This is a genomic window from Flavobacterium limicola (assembly GCF_003634755.1).
In the GTDB taxonomy this organism is placed as follows: Bacteria; Bacteroidota; Bacteroidia; order Flavobacteriales; family Flavobacteriaceae; genus Flavobacterium; species Flavobacterium limicola.
In genome coordinates this window covers 40,459-58,286 of sequence record NZ_RBXA01000003.1, presented here as the reverse complement: position 1 = coordinate 58,286, position 17,828 = coordinate 40,459, and the positions used below count along the sequence as shown (strand labels likewise).

The following is a 17,828-nucleotide window of genomic DNA, read 5'->3' as shown; positions in this document are numbered from 1 at the left end:
AATAAAAAAATGGCAGATACAATTGAAAAAAACGTAACCCGTGGCGGTCAGTTTTTGGTTAAAGAAACAAAGTGCGAAGATATCTTTACTCCAGAAGATTTCTCAGAAGAGCAATTAATGATGCGTGACTCTGTAAAAGAATTTGTAGACAAAGAATTATGGGCACATAAAGATCGTTTTGAGAAAAAAGATTATGCCTATACAGAAGAAACCATGAGAAAAGCAGGAGACTTAGGACTTTTAGGAGTTGCAGTTCCTGAGGCTTATGGCGGATTAGGAATGGGATTTGTTTCCACAATGTTAGTTTGTGATTATATTTCGGGAGCAACGGGATCTTTCTCCACTGCTTTTGGAGCACATACCGGAATTGGAACGATGCCAATCACTTTATACGGAACAGAAGAACAAAAACAAAAATACGTTCCTAAATTAGCTTCTGGCGAATGGTTTGGTGCATACTGTTTGACAGAACCAGGCGCAGGATCGGATGCTAATTCTGGAAAAACAAAAGCCGTTTTATCAGAAGATGGAACACATTACAAAATCACAGGACAAAAAATGTGGATTTCAAATGCCGGATTTTGTTCTTTGTTTATCGTTTTCGCGCGTATTGGCGATGACAAAAATATTACTGGTTTTATCCTTGAAAACACTCCAGATAACGGAATTTCAATGGGTGAAGAAGAGCATAAATTAGGAATTCGTGCATCTTCTACACGTCAGGTTTTCTTCAACGAAACAAAAGTTCCTGTTGAAAACATGTTGTCTGAAAGAGGAAACGGTTTCAAAATTGCCATGAACGCTTTAAACGTAGGCCGTATCAAATTGGCAGCTGCTTGTTTGGATGCACAAAGAAGAGTGATTACAGGTTCAGTGAAATATGCTAATGAAAGAATCCAATTCAATACTGCGATTTCTCAGTTTGGTGCTATTCGTTCAAAACTAGCAGAAATGGCTACTAGTTGTTATGCTGGAGAAAGTGCTTCTTATAGAGCTGCAAAAGATATTGAAGATCGTATTATTGCTCGTGAAGCTGAAGGAGTTTCACATCAAGAAGCAGAATTAAAAGGAGTTGAGGAATATGCAATCGAGTGTTCTATCTTAAAAGTAGCGGTTTCTGAAGATGTACAAAACTGTGCCGATGAAGGAATTCAAATTTTTGGTGGAATGGGATTCTCAGAAGATACTCCTATGGAAAGTGCTTGGAGAGATGCGCGTATTGCACGTATTTACGAAGGAACAAACGAAATCAACAGAATGCTTTCTGTAGGAATGTTGATCAAAAAAGCGATGAAAGGTCATGTTGATTTATTAGGTCCTGCAATGAAAGTTTCTGAAGAATTAATGGGAATTCCATCTTTTGACACACCTGACTATTCTGAATTATTTGCTGAGGAAAAAGAAATCGTTAGAAATTTGAAAAAATCATTCTTGATGGTTGCCGGAAGTGCTGTTCAAAAATTTGGCGCAGACCTAGACGCTCACCAACAATTATTGATGGCAGCTTCAGATATGTTAATAGAAGTATATATGGCCGAAAGCACCATCTTACGTACTGAAAAACTGGCTAAAAAAGAAGGAGAAGATAAAGTACAAGAGCAAATTGCAATGGCAAAATTGTATTTGTACAAAGCGGTAGATATTGTGAATCAAAAAGGAAAAGAAAGTATTATCTCTTTTGCCGAAGGCGATGAACAACGTATGATGCTAATGGGATTACGTCGTTTTACAAAATACACCAACATGCCAAATGTAGTGGCATTGAGAGAAACAATTACAGCAAAATTAGTAGCTGAAAATGAATATTGTTTCTAATAAAAATTAGTTTTTAGTTTTTTTTTAAACCGCCTTGTTCCTGAAAACAAGGCGGTTTTTTTATTTCTACAAAAGTTTATAATCTATTTTTTCTCAAAACGCATCATTACAATGTCTCCCATTTTGAAATTCAGCGTTTTTCCATCTTCAGAAACAGAATAAGAATCTATTTTTTGAAGGGTATTCATGTAAACATTCTCCCCTTCTCCCGGACAAAACATTTTAGTTACCATCATCGGTTCTTTGAAACTAATTTTATTTCCATCAGCATTCAATGTTCCGGAATAACTGTTACAACTATTTTTCCCGGATACTCTGTTCTCTTTCAAATCAAAAGTAATAGTTGGGGCATCATTTGGATACAATCCAGAAAAGGCGATTCGTGGTCCTGATATAAAATTCAATTCCCAAGCACCTTGCAATGCAGCTTTTTGACTATTAGCCGTTTTTAAGGAATTACAAGAAATAAGTACCGAACAAAATAGTGTCAGTGACAAAATTATTTTTTTCATTTGTTTTATTTTAATATTTATGCAGAATTTGTTTATTGACCAGAATTAAATTTATTATTTTTCATCTTCAGGAATGACATCGGTCTTTTTCTTCTTTATCTCTGTAACCTCTACTTTTATTCCAACAGCATAAGCATTTGGAATAATTTTTTTGCCATGGGCATTGGCATACACTTTAGTAAATTCGGCTCCAAAATATAAGATTATAGCTGAATAATACACCCAGATTAAAATAATTATTACGGATCCGGCCGCACCGTAAACAGTAGCAACGGTTGAGCTTCCTAAATAAAAACCAATAGCAAATTTCCCTATCATAAAGAAAAAAGAAGTAAAACTGGAACCTATCAATGCATCTCGCCAAGCAATATGTACATCAGGCAACGTTTTGAAAATAATAGCAAACAAAATAGTTGTAGTTACAAATAATATTAAAATATTAAAAACATAAAATATGTAAACCGTTGTATCTGGAAAATAAACTAATAATCGGGTATTGACTATATCCATTACGGTATTTACCATCAAACTGACCATTAACAAGAAACCAACTGAAGCAATCATAGAAAAAGACATTAATCTGTTTTTAACGAATTTCATAATTCCTTTATTCGGTTTTGCCTTTAATCCCCAAATAGAATTGATGGAACTTTGTATTTCGGCAAATACACCCGAAGCGCCTACTAATAACATAATTCCCCCCAGTATTGTTGCAAATGTAACACTGTCAGACAATTCAATATTCTTGATGGTTTCCTGAATTTGGACAGCAGCTTCGTTACCTACCATTCCGTTAATTTGACCAAAAAATCTTCCTGTAACAGCTTCTCTTCCAAAGAAAAAACTAAAAATAGATAAAATAATAATCAATAATGGAGGTAATGAAAAGATAGTATAATAGGAAAGTGACGCACTTAATTTAAATCCGTTATCATCATCAAATTCATTATAAGTTCGCTTTAATAAACCCCAACTCAAAACTGCTATTTCTTTATGTTTCATTACTGTTACTATTTTTAATATTTTATTTTCAATAAAAAACCTAACTCTTACACTTGTTTTTAATAATTGAAAAGTATGGTTAACACCTTGAATTATCCCCAATGGCATTGCTTTCAAAATTACAAAGATATTATTTACCAAATAGAAATAGATTTTATAAAATTCCTTTGCTCTTTGTATATTCTAAACATAATAGAAGCAAAAACCTAACCAAATTTTAAGTCTTTATTAACCCATTCCTATCATTTAATGTTTAAATTTATATTCTATTTTAATAACCTTTTTAGGATAAATTTTCAAATTATGGAAAATAACAATACACGAAGAAATTTTTTAAAACAAACAGCAATACTTTCAACAGGAACAATTATTGGTTCTAGCTTATTTAATTCAGTATTAGCTGCTGAAAACAATTTGAAAACTGAAAATCAAGTCTTGGAACCGGAAAATTTCGACTTTCAAGAAAACTACAGCCTTCCAAAATTACCGTATTCGTATGATGCTTTAGAGCCACATATTGATAAAGCTACAATGGAAATTCATCATAGTAAGCATCATCAAGCTTATGTGACGAATTTGAATAAAGCCATAGAAACTTTGGACAAAAATTTAGTGGAACATTCAAAATCATTGGAAAATATCTTTGAAAAAATGTCCAAATTCCCTGAAGCGATTCGTAATAATGGTGGTGGGCATTACAATCACAGTTTGTTCTGGAGTTTAATGAAACCAAACGGAGGTGGTACTCCAAAAGGTAAACTAGGAGATGCTATAATGAGTACTTTTGGTTCTTTTGACGAATTCAAAAAGCAATTTAGTGATGCTTCCATGAAACGATTTGGTTCAGGTTGGGCTTGGTTAGTGGTACAAGACGGAAAATTAGTGATAGGTTCTACAGCAAACCAAGACAATCCATTGATGCGATTAAGAGGAAAAGGACTAAAAGGAAAACCTGTTTTAGCATTGGACGTTTGGGAACACGCGTATTATCTTAAAAATCAAAACCGCAGAGCCGATTATATTGCTTCTTTTTGGAATGTAGTCAATTGGGAAGCCGCAGAAGCTTTATTCAATTCTTAAATACTTGTAAAAGCCCTGTTTTATTTATAATTTAGGGCTTCCAATTTTATTGCACATTATATATCCAAATATCATTTTTATCACAGCAAATTCTCATTAATTACATTGAAAATAGTTTCTGATTGCGGGTATTTTTTATCAAAAATTATAACAATTAAATTTATCTTGTTTAAAACCAAAAAACTATACTAATTAATTGCAGTATCTGTGCTAAACTAAAAAACACCAGTTAAAACTACCGCAAAAAAGTATAGCTTTGTACCTTCAAATTAAAGCAATGATTAACCCTTCGGCATCAGGTTGGATAGATAAATTTTTTATTGAACAAAAAATTTTAGAGAAAACAGTTTCTAAAACTACTGATACATTTTATCAAAAAGTTAGAGAAACAGGATTTATTTATGGTCACATAATCACATTTGATACCATAAATACAATAGAAACCAAAGGTTGGTTTAAAGAAGAGATTTCTAAAGTAGCGCTATTAAATACATTATATAATATTTTTTGTTTGACCAACAATGATAATAGTTCTGAGAATTTCATTAAACAAGCTGTTGCTTTTTACGATGAAATGCACCCGCAAGGATTTAACATATTTAAAAAAATTCTACCAAAAAATTCTATCTCATTAACCTTAGAAAAAATTATTGACGAGCGCGTTCAAACTAACGAAAGCATCATCAGTAAAAATTTCTCCCATTTGGTAACAAATGCATTACTATTTATTGATGTCTTAGCCTTTCGCCAATATTTAGTCCATGAGGTAATTCCAGAAAAATACCTAAAAAGAATTGAAGAAACTATTGTAAATATAGTAACACTTGCCTTAAAGACTAAGTCAAAAAAATCGCAATATGACGATCTGTTAATTAAACTGTTTGAAGCTTCTATTCGATACAGCAAATTCTCGAAAGTTGCTATTCAGGGTTTGGAAACACTTCAATTAGAGTATTTCACAAATGAATTAGAGAAATATTATTTGATAGATATTGCCGGCATGGCTTTGTGGAGTGATGGCGAAATTGAAAACAATGAGGCTTATTTTTTACATTCTTTAGCCGAAAATTTATTGGTTCCGGATATTTTTGTCATACAAAGCATCAACAGCACGAATGAATTTATCACGAAACACAAAAAAGATATTCCTTATTTCAATTATTCCAATCCTGTCAAACATTTTTATGATCAAACGACTCAAAGTGTTGTGACATTAATAAGCCGTAATAAAAACAGATTAATTAAGGAAATAATTCAGAGTAAAGAGTTAATGGTCTTATTAGCACATTCGACTCGCAGAGATTTAGATGAAAAAGAAAAGAAAAAAGTAAAAAAACAATTACTGGAAATTTGTAAAACGATTCCATCATTGACAATATTCTTACTTCCTGGAGGAAGTTTACTATTGCCTATTTTGATCAAATTTATCCCTACCCTTTTACCCTCTGCGTTTAATGAGAATTTAGATCTGGAATAAAAACAAAAAAATCGCCCTAAGGCGATTTTTATTAAAATTTCAATTGGTACACTGCATCCAAATCTTTTTCGGAACTGATGTTAACATCTAAATCCGTTACAAAACCGGAATTAAGTCCGTAAGCCCATCCGTGTAAGGTTAGATCCTGTCCATTTCTCCAAGCCGCCTGTACAATTGATGTTTTGGCTAAATCAAAAACCTGTTCTTTTACATTCAATTCTACAAAAGTATTAAAACGCTCTGTTTCATCTTTGATAGAATCTAAATACGCACTGTGCAAACGATATACATCTTTTATATGTCGAATCCAGTTATCAATAATACCTATAGAATCATTTCCCATTGCTGCCTTGACACCTCCACAACCATAATGTCCACAAACCAGTACATGTTTTACTTTCAAAACATTTACGGCATAATCCAGTACACTCAACATATTCATATCACTATGTACTACCATGTTGGCAATGTTCCTATGCACAAAAACTTCTCCGGGTTTTGCCCCGACAATTTCGTTTGCAGGAACCCTGCTGTCTGAACAACCAATCCATAATAATGGTGGTGTTTGACCTTTAGCAAGATCCTGGAAATAATTTGGGTCGCTCGCTAAAGAACTTTCAACCCATTTTTTATTATTCTCTAATATTTTTTTATAAAAATCGCTCATAATCTTTGTGTAATTATTTTATTAAAATAAACGTTTACTAATTCTAATGCAACGTAAAGGAACTGTTTTTCAACTTAAATTCTTTAATTAGTTGCTGTTTTCTTGTTTAAGAAATTCTTCATCCTTAACTTCTTTTTTAACCATAACTCTTTTAGCAGCATCATAATAATGCTCAATAGTTACATGATTTTGTGTATCAATACTATTTTCCAGATGATAGGCTTTTTTAAATCCTTTCAGCTTCACTTTAATATTGTTGTCTAAAGCTCTTGTAGTTTTAAACTCATGGATTAAATCCAAAATATCATGCGCAATGTAAACCGTATCTTTTGCATCAATGATGACTTTAGAATTTTCCGGAAGATGATTTAAGGTTTGTTTGATAGCAGCTTTATTCAAGAAAGAAACTTCTTGAGCTAAATCAATATGTATCACATCACCATCTGCATATTGTTCTTTTCTAAAAAAGTAAGCTCTCTTAAGATTCCCTTTTAAAACAAAAATAATACTGATGATAATTCCCAAAGTAACTCCTTTCAATAAATCCAAAAATACAACGGCTAATAATGTGGCAATAAAAGGTACAAACTGATATTTCCCTTTTTCCCAAAAATGTTTGAATGTTGCCGGTTTAGCCAATTTGTAACCTACCAGAATTAAGATAGCTGCCAAAGTAGCCAGGGGAATTTTATTCAGAATCACTGGAATTGCAAGCACACTCACTAACAACAGCGATCCATGAATAATGGTAGACATTTTAGATTTAGCTCCCGAATTGCTATTTGCAGAGGAACGCACAATTACAGATGTCAATGGTAAACCACCTAAAAGTGAACTCACCATATTACCAATTCCTTGCGCTTTTAATTCCATATTCGTGTCAGTGTACCGTTTTTGTACATCCATTCGATCGGCAGCTTCTATACTCAATAATGTCTCAATAGACGCTACAATTGCTATGGTCAATGCAACCACCCATACTTTAGGATTCATTACTCCAGAAAGATTTGGCGTAACAATAATTGCTTTAAATTCCTCGAAAGAAGATGGAACTGGTAGCGAAACTAAATGTTCTTTTCCTATAGCTAATGCACTTCCGCTAGCAATAAAAATCTCATTCAAAATAACACCCAAAGCCACCGCAATTAAAGCTCCTGGAACTAATTTCAATTTTTTCAAGAAAGGAACTTTATCCCAAGATATCAAAATCACCATTGAAACCAATGTAATAACTATTGAGCCAATTTGGATGTAATCAAAAATACTAAACAGTGTAGAAAAGGTATTACTCCCATCAATTTGTGAAAATGCTTGATCCCCCTCAAAGTCATTGTCATATCCAAAGGCGTGTGGCAATTGCTTCAGAATAATAATAATTCCGATACCTGCCAGCATACCCTCAATAACATTCGTTGGAAAATAATTAGAAATACTTCCTGCTTTGACAAATCCTAATATTAATTGCACCAAACCAGCTATGAAAACTGCGGTCAAAAAAATATCAAAAGCGCCTAAATCCGTGATTGCCGTAAGAACAATAGCAGTTAAACCCGCAGCTGGACCGGAGACACTTATGTGTGAAGTACTTAAATAACCTACTACTATTCCTCCTATAATTCCTGAAATAATTCCTGAAAATAAAGGAGCGCCTGAAGCCATTGCAATACCTAAACACAATGGTAGCGCGACCAAAAAAACCACTAAACCAGATGCAAAATCGGATTTAAGGTTAGCAAAAAGATTATTTTTTTTTGACATAATACCTAACTAAAATTGAATACAAAGATTTTTTCGCACAAAGAAATGCGACAGCAGATTTTAAAAAATTTAAAATCGTAGTTTGTATTAAACTTCGTTGGGCGGTGGAATGAATATAGAAGAAGTAATTTTATCGTGCTTTGATAAATTCTCTGAAAGAATAATACTTGAAGGCAATTCTGATGGTATAATTATATCTAAAGAATTATCTAAATAAAAAAAAGTCTTAATTTCTTTGTGTGCATGTTCTTCTTCAGACAAACTGTAGAAAATAGAAATATCAGAACTTTTCTCAATCACAGTAACTATTGTTGGAGTGACAAGAAATGCGATAAATATAATTAAAAATATTTTAGAGATTATTTTCATTGTCGCAAAAATAGAATTAAGTTCATTAGAAAAAACATTAACTCTGGTAAATTTAAAAAAAAATTAACATTCAAAAAAAAACCAGAATAAAATCTTAAGATTCTTTCTGGTTTTTTCTATTTTGCTACTAAAATCATAAGGTTTCTTCCAACCAAGCCTGCATCATCCAAATTGTTTTTTCCTGTTCTGATATAAAATCACTCATCATAGAATTTGTTCCTTCATCATTAATTTCACCAGATTTATTAAGAATTTTTCTTTCTAATTTTAGCAAATGTGACAGTGAAGTAACAATTAAATGAACCGCTTTCTCGTCATTAGAAACATTCTTTCCTACGACTAATTGATTATTTTTTATGTAATCCTCAAAGGTATGTAGCGGAGTTCCTCCTACAGTCAACACTCTTTCAGCAATTAAATCAATTTTAATTTGGGCATCCGTATACAATTCTTCAAATTTAACATGTAAATCAAAAAAACGTTTCCCTCTTATATTCCAATGAATTCCTCTTAAATTTTGATAATACACTTGAAAATTAGATAACAAAATATTCAATTCACTTACAATCAATTCTGATTCTTTAACTGGTAATCCTAAAATATTTGTTTTCATAATTTATTATTTTAAACAAAATTACGCAAGAAAACACCACTTTACACTATAAGTCAAATTGATTGTTTTTATATTTGCATCAGATATTACTATAAAAAATGACAATAACTCAACTAAAATATGTTTTGGCTGTAGCCGAACACAAAAATTTCACTCTTGCGGCCGAAAAATGTTTTGTCACTCAACCTACATTGAGTATGCAAATTCAGAAAATCGAAGAAGAGCTAAGCATTCAGATATTTGACCGATCCAAAAAACCGATTCAACTTACTGATATTGGTCAAAAAATAGTCAATCAAGCTAAAAATATCGTCAACGAAGCTGATCGTATTCAAGATATTGTTGAACAGCAAAAAGGATTTATAGGCGGTGAATTCCGATTAGGAATAATCCCCACCATCATGCCTACTCTATTACCAATGTTTTTGAATAATTTCATTAAAAAGTATCCAAAAGTAAAGCTCATCATCGAAGAGTTGAATACGGACGAAATTATTACAAAACTTAACAATGGTCATCTGGACGCCGCCATAGCAGCAACTCCGTTATTAGAAGATAAAATAAAGGAAATTGTATTGTACTTTGAACCTTTTGTGGCGTATATCCCGGAAAGTCACCATAATTTTCAAAAAGAGGAAATCGAAGTTTCTGATTTAAACTTAGACGAAATTCTATTACTACAAGACGGGCATTGTTTTCGTGAGGGAATTTTGAACTTATGTAAAAGTGCCGGTAAAAATGAAATTAATCATTTTCAAATACAAAGCGGAAGTTTTGAAACTTTAATAAAATTAGCCGATGAAGGCCTAGGAACAACATTACTTCCTTTTTTACATACATTAGATTTGAAAGAATCTGACAAAATAAAATTACGCCATTTTAAAGAACCTAAACCAGCACGAGAAGTCAGCTTGATATTCCCAAAAAGCGAATTGAAAATTCACATAATCGATGCCCTTCGAAATACAATTGCCGGAGTTATAAAAGGAGCAATTGTTTTTCAAAATGTCCAAATCATCAGCCCAATCCCAAAAAAATAAAAAAAGGAACCTATTATAGGTTCCTTTTTTTTTTATGAATTTACGATTAGTAAACATTGTTTTAATTCTGGTTTTCCAATTGTGAAATTTAATAACCATTCTCGCAATTGCTCTATCTCGTATGGTAATAATGTTTTAATTGCTTTTTCTAATTCTTTACAAAAAAGCAGTGGATCAAAACTTACTCTTTCTAAAACTGATTTTGTATAATCATACATGATTTTCGACATAATAAATGAAGATATTAAGTTAGCTTTTGATTCTAAATTGATGTAAAAATACATTTTTTACACATACCGAATAATTATTTAACGAAGTTTTTAGTTTTTTATTTCATTGCTATTTTGATGCATAAAAAAGTAAAAAACTAGACCTTTCTGGCTCGAAACATTTCTCTTTTGCCTGGTGGACCTGCCAGTTTTTCGACAGTAAAACCTACTTCTATCATACTTCTTTTCACCACTCCCCGAGCTGCATAAGTAACTAGTACTCCATTTTTTTTGAGCGACTTATACATTTTTTCGAAAATTGCTGTACTCCACAGTTCCGGTTGTACTCTGTAACCAAAAGCATCGAAATAAATCAAATCAAATTTGTTTTCATCGTCAATTTCTTCAAAGAATTGTTTCCGTTTAGTCAATATAAAATCATTATTGAGAACAATTTGTTTGTCCCAATTACTCTCATGCATTCTATCGAAAAGCACGCTTTCCTCAGTCGCATTTAATTCAGATACATAATTCATCATCAAAACTTCATCTACTGAAATGGGGTATGCTTCTACTCCAACATAATCAATCGTTTGGTGCATTTTCTTGGCCTCTAATAGAGTAATAAAAGCATTTAGGCCAGTACCAAATCCTATTTCCAGAATAGAAATTTTTTGGTTTTCAAATAATGAAAGACCATTTTTAATAAAAACATGCTTTGCCTCTTGAATAGCACCATGTTTTGAATGATAGCATTCGTCCCATTCTTTTATTTGTATGGTTGTTGAACCATCAAGCGTTTGGATTATTTCTCTTTTCAAAATTATATTTTCAGGTTGTATTACTTACGCTATTTACTAGCCAAGCCAAATTTAATCAAAACTAATACGTTTGATTGTTAAAACACATATTTATTATAGATATCCTATAATTGGGCTTATTTATTTTTGATTTCCTAAATCATCAACAAATCTTAATTAAACACTATAATTAATATTATTTTGACAAGTAATTTGCCGATTTTTATTTAATTTTGCAAACATTAAACGTCATTTTTTGGAAATCAAATTCTTTTAAGCACAAGCTTATCCATTTAAAAAAATTAAAAACAATACTTCACTATGAGTGCAACTCAAACTAACAAAATTGAAATTATAAAAGCTCCTACTTCAAAAATAAATGAAGTAGATTTTGAAAACTTAAGCTTTGGTTCCGTTTTTACGGATCATTTATTTGAATGCGATTTTAAAAATGGGGAATGGCAAAAACCGGTCATTAAACCTTATGCTCCCTTTCTATTAGATCCGTCAACAAGAGTTTTTCATTATGGACAAGCTATTTTTGAAGGAATGAAAGCATATAAAGATGATAAAGATGACGTTTGGCTTTTTAGACCTGATGAAAATTACAAACGTTTTAATAAATCTGCTGTGAGAATGGCAATGCCAGAAGTTCCAGAAGAAATATTCATGAATGGCCTAAACCAATTGTTGAAATTAGATGAAACTTGGATAAAAAAAGGAAAAGGAAATGCCATGTACATCAGACCATTTATGATTGCTACTGGTACTGGAGTAATTGCTAATCCATCTAATGATTACAAATTCATGATTATTTTATCTCCGGTAACCTCTTACTATTCTGGTGATGTCAGGGTGCTTATTGCGGAACATTTCAGTAGAGCTGCAAACGGAGGAATTGGAGCTGCAAAAGCTGCCGGAAATTATGCTGCGCAGTTTTACCCAACTACTTTAGCAAATAAAGAAGGTTTTCAACAAGTAATTTGGACTGATGATGCAACGCATACCAAATTAGAAGAAGCGGGTACTATGAATGTCTTCTTTAGAATAAATGATACTTTATTTACGGCTCCTACAAGCGAAAGAATTCTTGATGGTGTGACTAGAAAAACACTGATTGATTTAGCAAAAAGTGAAGGTATAAATGTAGAAATTCGTTCGGTTTTAGTCTCTGAACTTGTTGAGGCTGCTAAAAACGAAACCTTGAAAGAAATTTTTGGAGCAGGAACAGCTGCTGTAGTAAGTCCAATTTCTGGATTTTCCTATCAAGACGTTTTTTATGAATTACCAAAAATTGAGAACTCAATGGCTTTGCAACTAAAAACTAAATTAGAAAATATCCAAAACAAATTAGAAGAAGATACTTTTGGATGGACTGTTAAAATATAGATTTTAAGTATTAAATAAAAAAGCGATTCTCATTCTGAGAATCGCTTTTTTATTGCCTTTATATTTATTGCAACTATGCTATTTGAGATCTATTATTTAATCTCTAATATTTTTGAAAAATCTGGTTTGAAATAATTAGGACCTTTCATCACTTTTCCATCTTCCCGATAAATTGGTTTTCCGTCTTCGCCAAGCTTACTCATATTACTGCGTTGAATCTCGTCGAAAACTTCTTCAATTTTGTGTTGTAAACCGTGCTCTATAATGGTTCCACAAAGAATATACATCATATCACCCAATGCATCGGCAATTTCTATTAAGTCATTATTTTGTACCGCTTCGAGGTATTCTTCATTCTCCTCTTTCATCAAATTATAACGAAGTGTATTTTTACTTTCGCCCAAACAGGCTTTAGGTGTTTCACTATGTCCAATTTTGAAAGCAGTATGAAATTCCTTAACAGAGTCTATTTGTTTTTGCATTTTTTTATTTTGTTAAATGAAAAGGCAAATTAGCAACTATTTCTAAACTATTACCTAAATTTGCCTGAAATAATTTAATCTATGTTTAGTCAAGGTCAATTAGTGTTTGCAGGCATATTTTTTGTTGCATTTGTTATTGCTGCAATTTATTCCTATCGAAAAGATATCAAAATACATAATGAGTTTTACAAGGGAAATTACAAAATTGTAATAGGATTTGTAGTTTTTATTGGTATTTTATTCCTGATAAAAATATTTTTTAAACGTTAGTTTTATCTAAATAAAAAAACCAATTCCACTTTACAGTAGAATTGGTTTTTTTATTTAGATATCGTGATTTTATACCAAAATTCTTGTTTCTGCATAAAAATTTGAATTTTAAGACTTTGAAAAGTAAAATTTTGAAAACTTGAAATAATTAAACTTCTGTTTTTGAAACAAAATTGCCATTATATTTATTTAACACTTTCCGCTACTTGTAAATTAAATCTTTAACTTTACAAAAATTAATAAACCTGTGTATTATGAGGATTTTAAAATATTTATTTCTTTTACTGCTACTAAGTTTTGTGGCTTTATCCATTTTTGTAGCAACCCAAAAAGGGGATTTTACCGTTGAAAGAAGTAAAATAATAAATTCTCCAAAATCCACTGTATATAATTACGTCAATGATTACAGGAATTGGGAAGATTTTAGTTCATGGATTACAGAAGATCCAGAAATAAAAATAACTTATCCTAAAAAAACAATTGGTCCCGGAGCTTCCTACTCTTGGGAAGGAAAAGAAGGAATAGGTGAGGTAAAAACTCTTTTTGTAAAAGAAAATGACAGCATTTCACAAATAATGAATTATGATGGAACAGAATCTTCTGTGTTTTGGAGTTTTAAAGACACATTAGGTGGAACAAAAGTAACTTGGAAAACAATCGGAAAAATGAGTTTTTCCATGAAAGTACTTACTACTTTCAATGGTGGTATAGACCGAATCATAGGAAAAATATATGAAAAAAGTTTAACAAACCTTGATAAAACACTTGATTTTGAAATAAATACTCATTCAGTGAAAGTAAATGGATTGGCAAAAAAACTTGGGACCTTCTATTTGAAACAAAGCTTTACCAGTAAAATTTCGAGTGTTACAAAAAATTCAAGAATTGTATTTCCTAAAATAATTACTTTTTGCAAACAAAATAATATCGAACTGAATGGAAAACCATTTATAATATACCACACCTACGATTTAGTAAACGGACTTACAAAATTATCCTTTTGTGTACCAATAAAAAGTGAAATTTTTACAAGTTCCGGGAGCGATATATTAGCAGGAAAACTAGAACCATTTGATGCTGTTAAAACAACTTTGACTGGAGATTATTCGCATACTAAAAAAGCATTAGATAAAACAAAAGAATATATAAATGCTAATAAAATCATAACCGATCCTACATTTTCACATCTGGAAAGTTATAATATCAGCTTGACAGAAATTAAAAACCCTTCAAAATGGATAACTGAAATTTACTTTCCAATAAAACCAAAAGTAATTCCTGTTAATAAATACATTCCAGCTGCTATCCAGAAAGCAGAAGCTGTAAAAGCACCTGAACCTGTTATAAATAATACAGAAGAAGAATCTGAATTTTAAAATTATTCCCAAACGAATTAAACCTTTTTGATAAATTCCATTCTAACTTATAAATAATAATTTTGCAAGAAGAACAGGAATTTATAAAACAATTATTACACCCTAAAACGCAAAACCAAGCGTTTCAGAGGTTGATATTGGATTATCAAAGACCCCTTTACAATCACATCCGTACTATCGTTTTGAATCACGATGATACAGATGATGTTTTGCAAAATACTTTTATTAAAATATTTCAGCATCTTAAGAATTTTAAAGGGGACAGTAAACTCTTTTCCTGGATGTACCGCATTGCTACCAATGAAGCCTTAACTTTTTTGAAACAAAAATCAAAAATAAGTGGTATTTCATCTGAAACTTTACAAAACAAAACTATTGACAATCTGGAAGCCGATGTCTTTTTTGATGGAAAAGAGATTCAACTAAAATTACAAAAAGCAATCGCATTACTACCTGAAAAGCAACAATTAGTTTTTAAAATGAAATATTTTGAAGAACTGAAATACGAAACTATTTCTGAAATTTTAGGAACTTCCGTTGGAGGATTAAAGGCCTCTTATCACATTGCAGTCAAAAAAATAGAAGCATTTGTATCCACTAATTAAACCTTTTTGCAAGAACAACGTCTAAAGAGAATATGAAAACATTTAAACTAGAAAACGAGCCTAAAATTAAAACTGGATTTAAAATTCCAGAGAATTATTTTGATGATCTTTCCATAAAAATAATGGAACAATTGCCTGCGAGTGAACCTAAAGTAATTTCTATTTTCAAAAAAAGAAAAAGTTTAATTTTGATGGCTGCCGCAATTTTGATTCTTGCATTGATGATTCCAATTTTAAATAATTTATCCACAACCAAAAAAGAACTGGATTCAACAACTTTAGAAAATTATATAACATATCAATCTAATGTAAATCAATACGATTTGATTAGTGTATTGGAAACCGAAGACATTACAAACATGAATACCAGTATTGTTTTAGAAGATCAAGCAGTCGAAGAAGTTTTATCTACAAATTCAAATTTAGAAAATCTTATTTTAGAATAAATAATAAACATGCTTTTAAGCTATAATTAAAAACAACGAAAATGAACATTAGAAAATTATTGCCAATATTATTGCTATTTTCTTTCTTTAACTTTTACGCTCAAAGCGAAAGTATGAAAGAGAAAAAAGAGCAAATAAAATCTTTAAAAGTAGCTTTTTTTACTACTGAGTTAGACTTAACGACCAATGAAGCAGAAAAATTCTGGCCTCTCTACAATACCTTTGATGACAAACAATTTGAATTAAGACATCAAAAAATGAAAGCTTTTATGAAAAGAATGCGTGATGGCTCTTTAGATCGAATAACCGAAAAAGAAGCTAATAATTTTTTAGCTCAAATGGAAGATACCGAAGAAGAGTTATATCTACTTCGAAAAAAATTCATGCAAAATTTGAAAGTAATTTTTCCAGCCGTTAAAATCTTAAAACTTAGAAAAGCAGAAGAAGATTTCAATAGGAAATTGCTACAACAATATCGTAACAAAGGTCAAAAAAAATAATATCTTTTATTTTATTAGTTCAAAAAAAGAGACTCTGTATTCAAAATTAATACAGAGTCTCTTTTTATTTAAAATTGATACACTATTAGCGTAATCGTTCTAAAATCTTTTTATTTATCGCTTTCACCAAAGCCGGACCTTCATAAATAAAACCAGTATACAACTGAACCAAGCTAGCTCCTGCGTCTAATTTCTCTAATGCATCTTCCGCAGAATGGATTCCTCCTACTCCAATAATCGGGAAGGCTTTATTGCTTTTTTTAGATAGAAATCGGATAACCTCAGTAGAACGTTGCGTTAATGGTTTCCCTGATAATCCACCTATTTCTGTTTTATTATTAGATTGCAATCCTTCTCGAGAAATCGTGGTATTAGTAGCAATAACCCCTGCAATTTTAGTTTCCTGAATAATATCAATAATATCAAGTAATTGCTCATCTGTCAAATCTGGAGCAATTTTTAAGAGAATTGGCTTTTGCTTTGGCTTTGCCAAATTCTTATTCTGTAATGTCTGCAACAATTGTGTCAACGGTTCTTTGTCTTGTAATGCTCTAAGATTTGGCGTGTTTGGGGAACTTACATTCACCACAAAATAATCCACATAATCATATAATGCATCAAAACAAATTTCATAATCTGAAGTGGCTTCTTCGTTTGGTGTCAACTTATTTTTACCAATGTTTCCACCTATTAAAACGCCTTTATTTTGTTTCAAACGCTCCACCGCTTCCTGAACTCCGCCATTATTAAAACCCATTCTGTTGATAATTGCGCTATCTTCTTTGAGACGAAACAATCTTTTTTTAGGGTTTCCTTCCTGACCTTTTGGAGTAAGCGTTCCTATTTCGATAAAACCAAAACCAAAATTGGACAGTTCTTTATACAACTTGGCATCCTTATCAAACCCGGCAGCCAAACCCACAGGATTTTTAAATTTCAAACCAAAAACTTCCGTCTCTAATCGTGTATCATTTACTTCGTAAAGCAATCTAAAAAGGCTAGTAAAACCAGGTATTTTAGACAAAAATCGAATCAATGAAAAAGTAAAATAATGAACTTTTTCCGGATCAAACAAAAATAGAAATGGACGAATGAGTACTTTATACATGGTTATAGTGTTGTTAGTGCAAAAATAGAACTATCTAATCGATAATTAAATATTTTGAAAAAAAATTATACATCACATTTGATTTGGCTTCAACCAAAGAAGAAATAACAGAAATAAACAGTAGTTAAATAAAGCACAAAACCCCTTGAACAATAAAATTTAATTCCTTAATTACCAATTATTTAAAACAAAAATTTACCGTTTTAAATTTCTCAAAAGAAAATAAGGAATGATTTTTAAATGATTTTTCTTATCTTGTAATAAATAAATTAGTGTTAGACATTAATCTTCACCAACTTAAAACACATAA

At 31.3% G+C, this 17,828-nt stretch carries 19 protein-coding genes; 9 read left to right on the top strand and 10 right to left on the bottom strand.

Features of this window, described 5'->3' with window-relative positions; translation table 11 throughout:
• Positions 1-9 precede the first annotated feature (9 nt).
• Positions 10-1,815, top strand: a complete 1,806-nt coding sequence (locus tag BC952_RS10315; RefSeq protein WP_121365592.1) for an acyl-CoA dehydrogenase family protein — start codon at positions 10-12, stop codon at positions 1,813-1,815.
• Positions 1,816-1,898: 83 nt separating this feature from the next.
• Here the strand turns inward: BC952_RS10315 and BC952_RS10310 are convergent, their stop codons facing one another.
• Both BC952_RS10310 and BC952_RS10305 read right to left on the bottom strand, forming a co-directional pair.
• Positions 1,899-2,327 (bottom strand): META domain-containing protein, encoded by a 429-nt coding sequence (locus tag BC952_RS10310; protein ID WP_121365591.1) that lies wholly within the window; start codon positions 2,325-2,327, stop codon positions 1,899-1,901.
• 54 nt (positions 2,328-2,381) lie between these two features.
• Positions 2,382-3,329, bottom strand: a complete 948-nt coding sequence (locus BC952_RS10305; RefSeq protein ID WP_121365958.1) for a YihY/virulence factor BrkB family protein — start codon at positions 3,327-3,329, stop codon at positions 2,382-2,384.
• Positions 3,330-3,764: 435 nt separating this feature from the next.
• Here BC952_RS10305 and BC952_RS10300 point away from each other — a divergent pair, with 435 nt between their 5' ends.
• Together BC952_RS10300 and BC952_RS10295 are read left to right on the top strand one after the other, a co-directional pair.
• Positions 3,765-4,409 carry a superoxide dismutase gene (locus BC952_RS10300; protein ID WP_244200152.1) on the top strand — a complete coding sequence of 215 codons (645 nt, stop codon included), beginning with the start codon at positions 3,765-3,767 and terminating at the stop codon, positions 4,407-4,409.
• Between the two features lie 277 nt (positions 4,410-4,686).
• Positions 4,687-5,886, top strand: coding sequence for an LETM1-related biofilm-associated protein (locus BC952_RS10295; RefSeq protein WP_121365589.1), 1,200 nt, complete (start codon positions 4,687-4,689; stop codon positions 5,884-5,886).
• A gap of 31 nt (positions 5,887-5,917) precedes the next feature.
• Here the strand turns inward: BC952_RS10295 and can are convergent, their stop codons facing one another.
• The 4 genes from can to BC952_RS10275 all read right to left on the bottom strand — a co-directional run bounded on the left by can (position 5,918) and on the right by BC952_RS10275 (position 9,293).
• Positions 5,918-6,553 carry a carbonate dehydratase gene (gene can, locus BC952_RS10290; RefSeq protein ID WP_091166635.1) on the bottom strand — a complete coding sequence of 212 codons (636 nt, stop codon included), beginning with the start codon at positions 6,551-6,553 and terminating at the stop codon, positions 5,918-5,920.
• Positions 6,554-6,640: 87 nt separating this feature from the next.
• Positions 6,641-8,311, bottom strand: coding sequence for a SulP family inorganic anion transporter (locus BC952_RS10285; protein ID WP_121365588.1), 1,671 nt, complete (start codon positions 8,309-8,311; stop codon positions 6,641-6,643).
• 87 nt (positions 8,312-8,398) lie between these two features.
• A complete protein-coding gene (locus BC952_RS10280; protein WP_244200134.1) occupies positions 8,399-8,611 on the bottom strand; it encodes a hypothetical protein in 213 nt (70 codons plus the stop codon).
• Positions 8,612-8,813: 202 nt separating this feature from the next.
• Entirely contained in the window at positions 8,814-9,293 is a 480-nt protein-coding gene (locus tag BC952_RS10275) for a Dps family protein (protein WP_121365586.1), read from the bottom strand.
• A gap of 98 nt (positions 9,294-9,391) precedes the next feature.
• Between BC952_RS10275 and BC952_RS10270 the strand changes: the two genes are divergently transcribed.
• The gene (locus BC952_RS10270; protein ID WP_121365585.1) at positions 9,392-10,333 is read left to right on the top strand and encodes a LysR substrate-binding domain-containing protein; all 942 of its coding nucleotides are present in this window, start codon (positions 9,392-9,394) and stop codon (positions 10,331-10,333) included.
• Positions 10,334-10,365: 32 nt separating this feature from the next.
• Here BC952_RS10270 and BC952_RS10265 read toward each other — a convergent pair whose 3' ends face one another.
• Together BC952_RS10265 and mnmC2 are read right to left on the bottom strand one after the other, a co-directional pair.
• Entirely contained in the window at positions 10,366-10,563 is a 198-nt protein-coding gene (locus BC952_RS10265) for a hypothetical protein (RefSeq protein WP_121365584.1), read from the bottom strand.
• 137 nt (positions 10,564-10,700) lie between these two features.
• The gene (gene mnmC2 / locus BC952_RS10260; RefSeq protein ID WP_121365583.1) at positions 10,701-11,363 is read right to left on the bottom strand and encodes a tRNA (5-methylaminomethyl-2-thiouridine)(34)-methyltransferase MnmC2; all 663 of its coding nucleotides are present in this window, start codon (positions 11,361-11,363) and stop codon (positions 10,701-10,703) included.
• A 300-nt stretch (positions 11,364-11,663) separates the two neighbouring features.
• Between mnmC2 and BC952_RS10255 the strand changes: the two genes are divergently transcribed.
• A complete protein-coding gene (locus tag BC952_RS10255; protein WP_121365582.1) occupies positions 11,664-12,731 on the top strand; it encodes a branched-chain amino acid aminotransferase in 1,068 nt (355 codons plus the stop codon).
• Positions 12,732-12,823: 92 nt separating this feature from the next.
• Here BC952_RS10255 and BC952_RS10250 read toward each other — a convergent pair whose 3' ends face one another.
• Positions 12,824-13,213 (bottom strand): pyrophosphohydrolase domain-containing protein, encoded by a 390-nt coding sequence (locus BC952_RS10250; RefSeq protein WP_121365581.1) that lies wholly within the window; start codon positions 13,211-13,213, stop codon positions 12,824-12,826.
• Between the two features lie 524 nt (positions 13,214-13,737).
• On the opposite strand from BC952_RS10250, the gene BC952_RS10240 reads away from it, so the two are divergent.
• The 4 genes from BC952_RS10240 (at position 13,738) to BC952_RS10225 (ending at position 16,410) form a co-directional block, all read left to right on the top strand.
• Positions 13,738-14,859, top strand: a complete 1,122-nt coding sequence (locus BC952_RS10240) for an SRPBCC family protein (RefSeq protein WP_121365579.1) — start codon at positions 13,738-13,740, stop codon at positions 14,857-14,859.
• A gap of 62 nt (positions 14,860-14,921) precedes the next feature.
• The gene (locus tag BC952_RS10235; RefSeq protein WP_121365578.1) at positions 14,922-15,464 is read left to right on the top strand and encodes an RNA polymerase sigma factor; all 543 of its coding nucleotides are present in this window, start codon (positions 14,922-14,924) and stop codon (positions 15,462-15,464) included.
• A 32-nt stretch (positions 15,465-15,496) separates the two neighbouring features.
• Positions 15,497-15,910, top strand: coding sequence for a hypothetical protein (locus BC952_RS10230; RefSeq protein WP_121365577.1), 414 nt, complete (start codon positions 15,497-15,499; stop codon positions 15,908-15,910).
• A 113-nt stretch (positions 15,911-16,023) separates the two neighbouring features.
• Entirely contained in the window at positions 16,024-16,410 is a 387-nt protein-coding gene (locus tag BC952_RS10225) for a sensor of ECF-type sigma factor (RefSeq protein ID WP_341866842.1), read from the top strand.
• Positions 16,411-16,495: 85 nt separating this feature from the next.
• On the opposite strand, the gene BC952_RS10220 is transcribed toward BC952_RS10225, so the two are convergent.
• Positions 16,496-17,518 carry a quinone-dependent dihydroorotate dehydrogenase gene (locus BC952_RS10220; RefSeq protein ID WP_121365575.1) on the bottom strand — a complete coding sequence of 341 codons (1,023 nt, stop codon included), beginning with the start codon at positions 17,516-17,518 and terminating at the stop codon, positions 16,496-16,498.
• Positions 17,519-17,828: the final 310 nt, after the last annotated feature.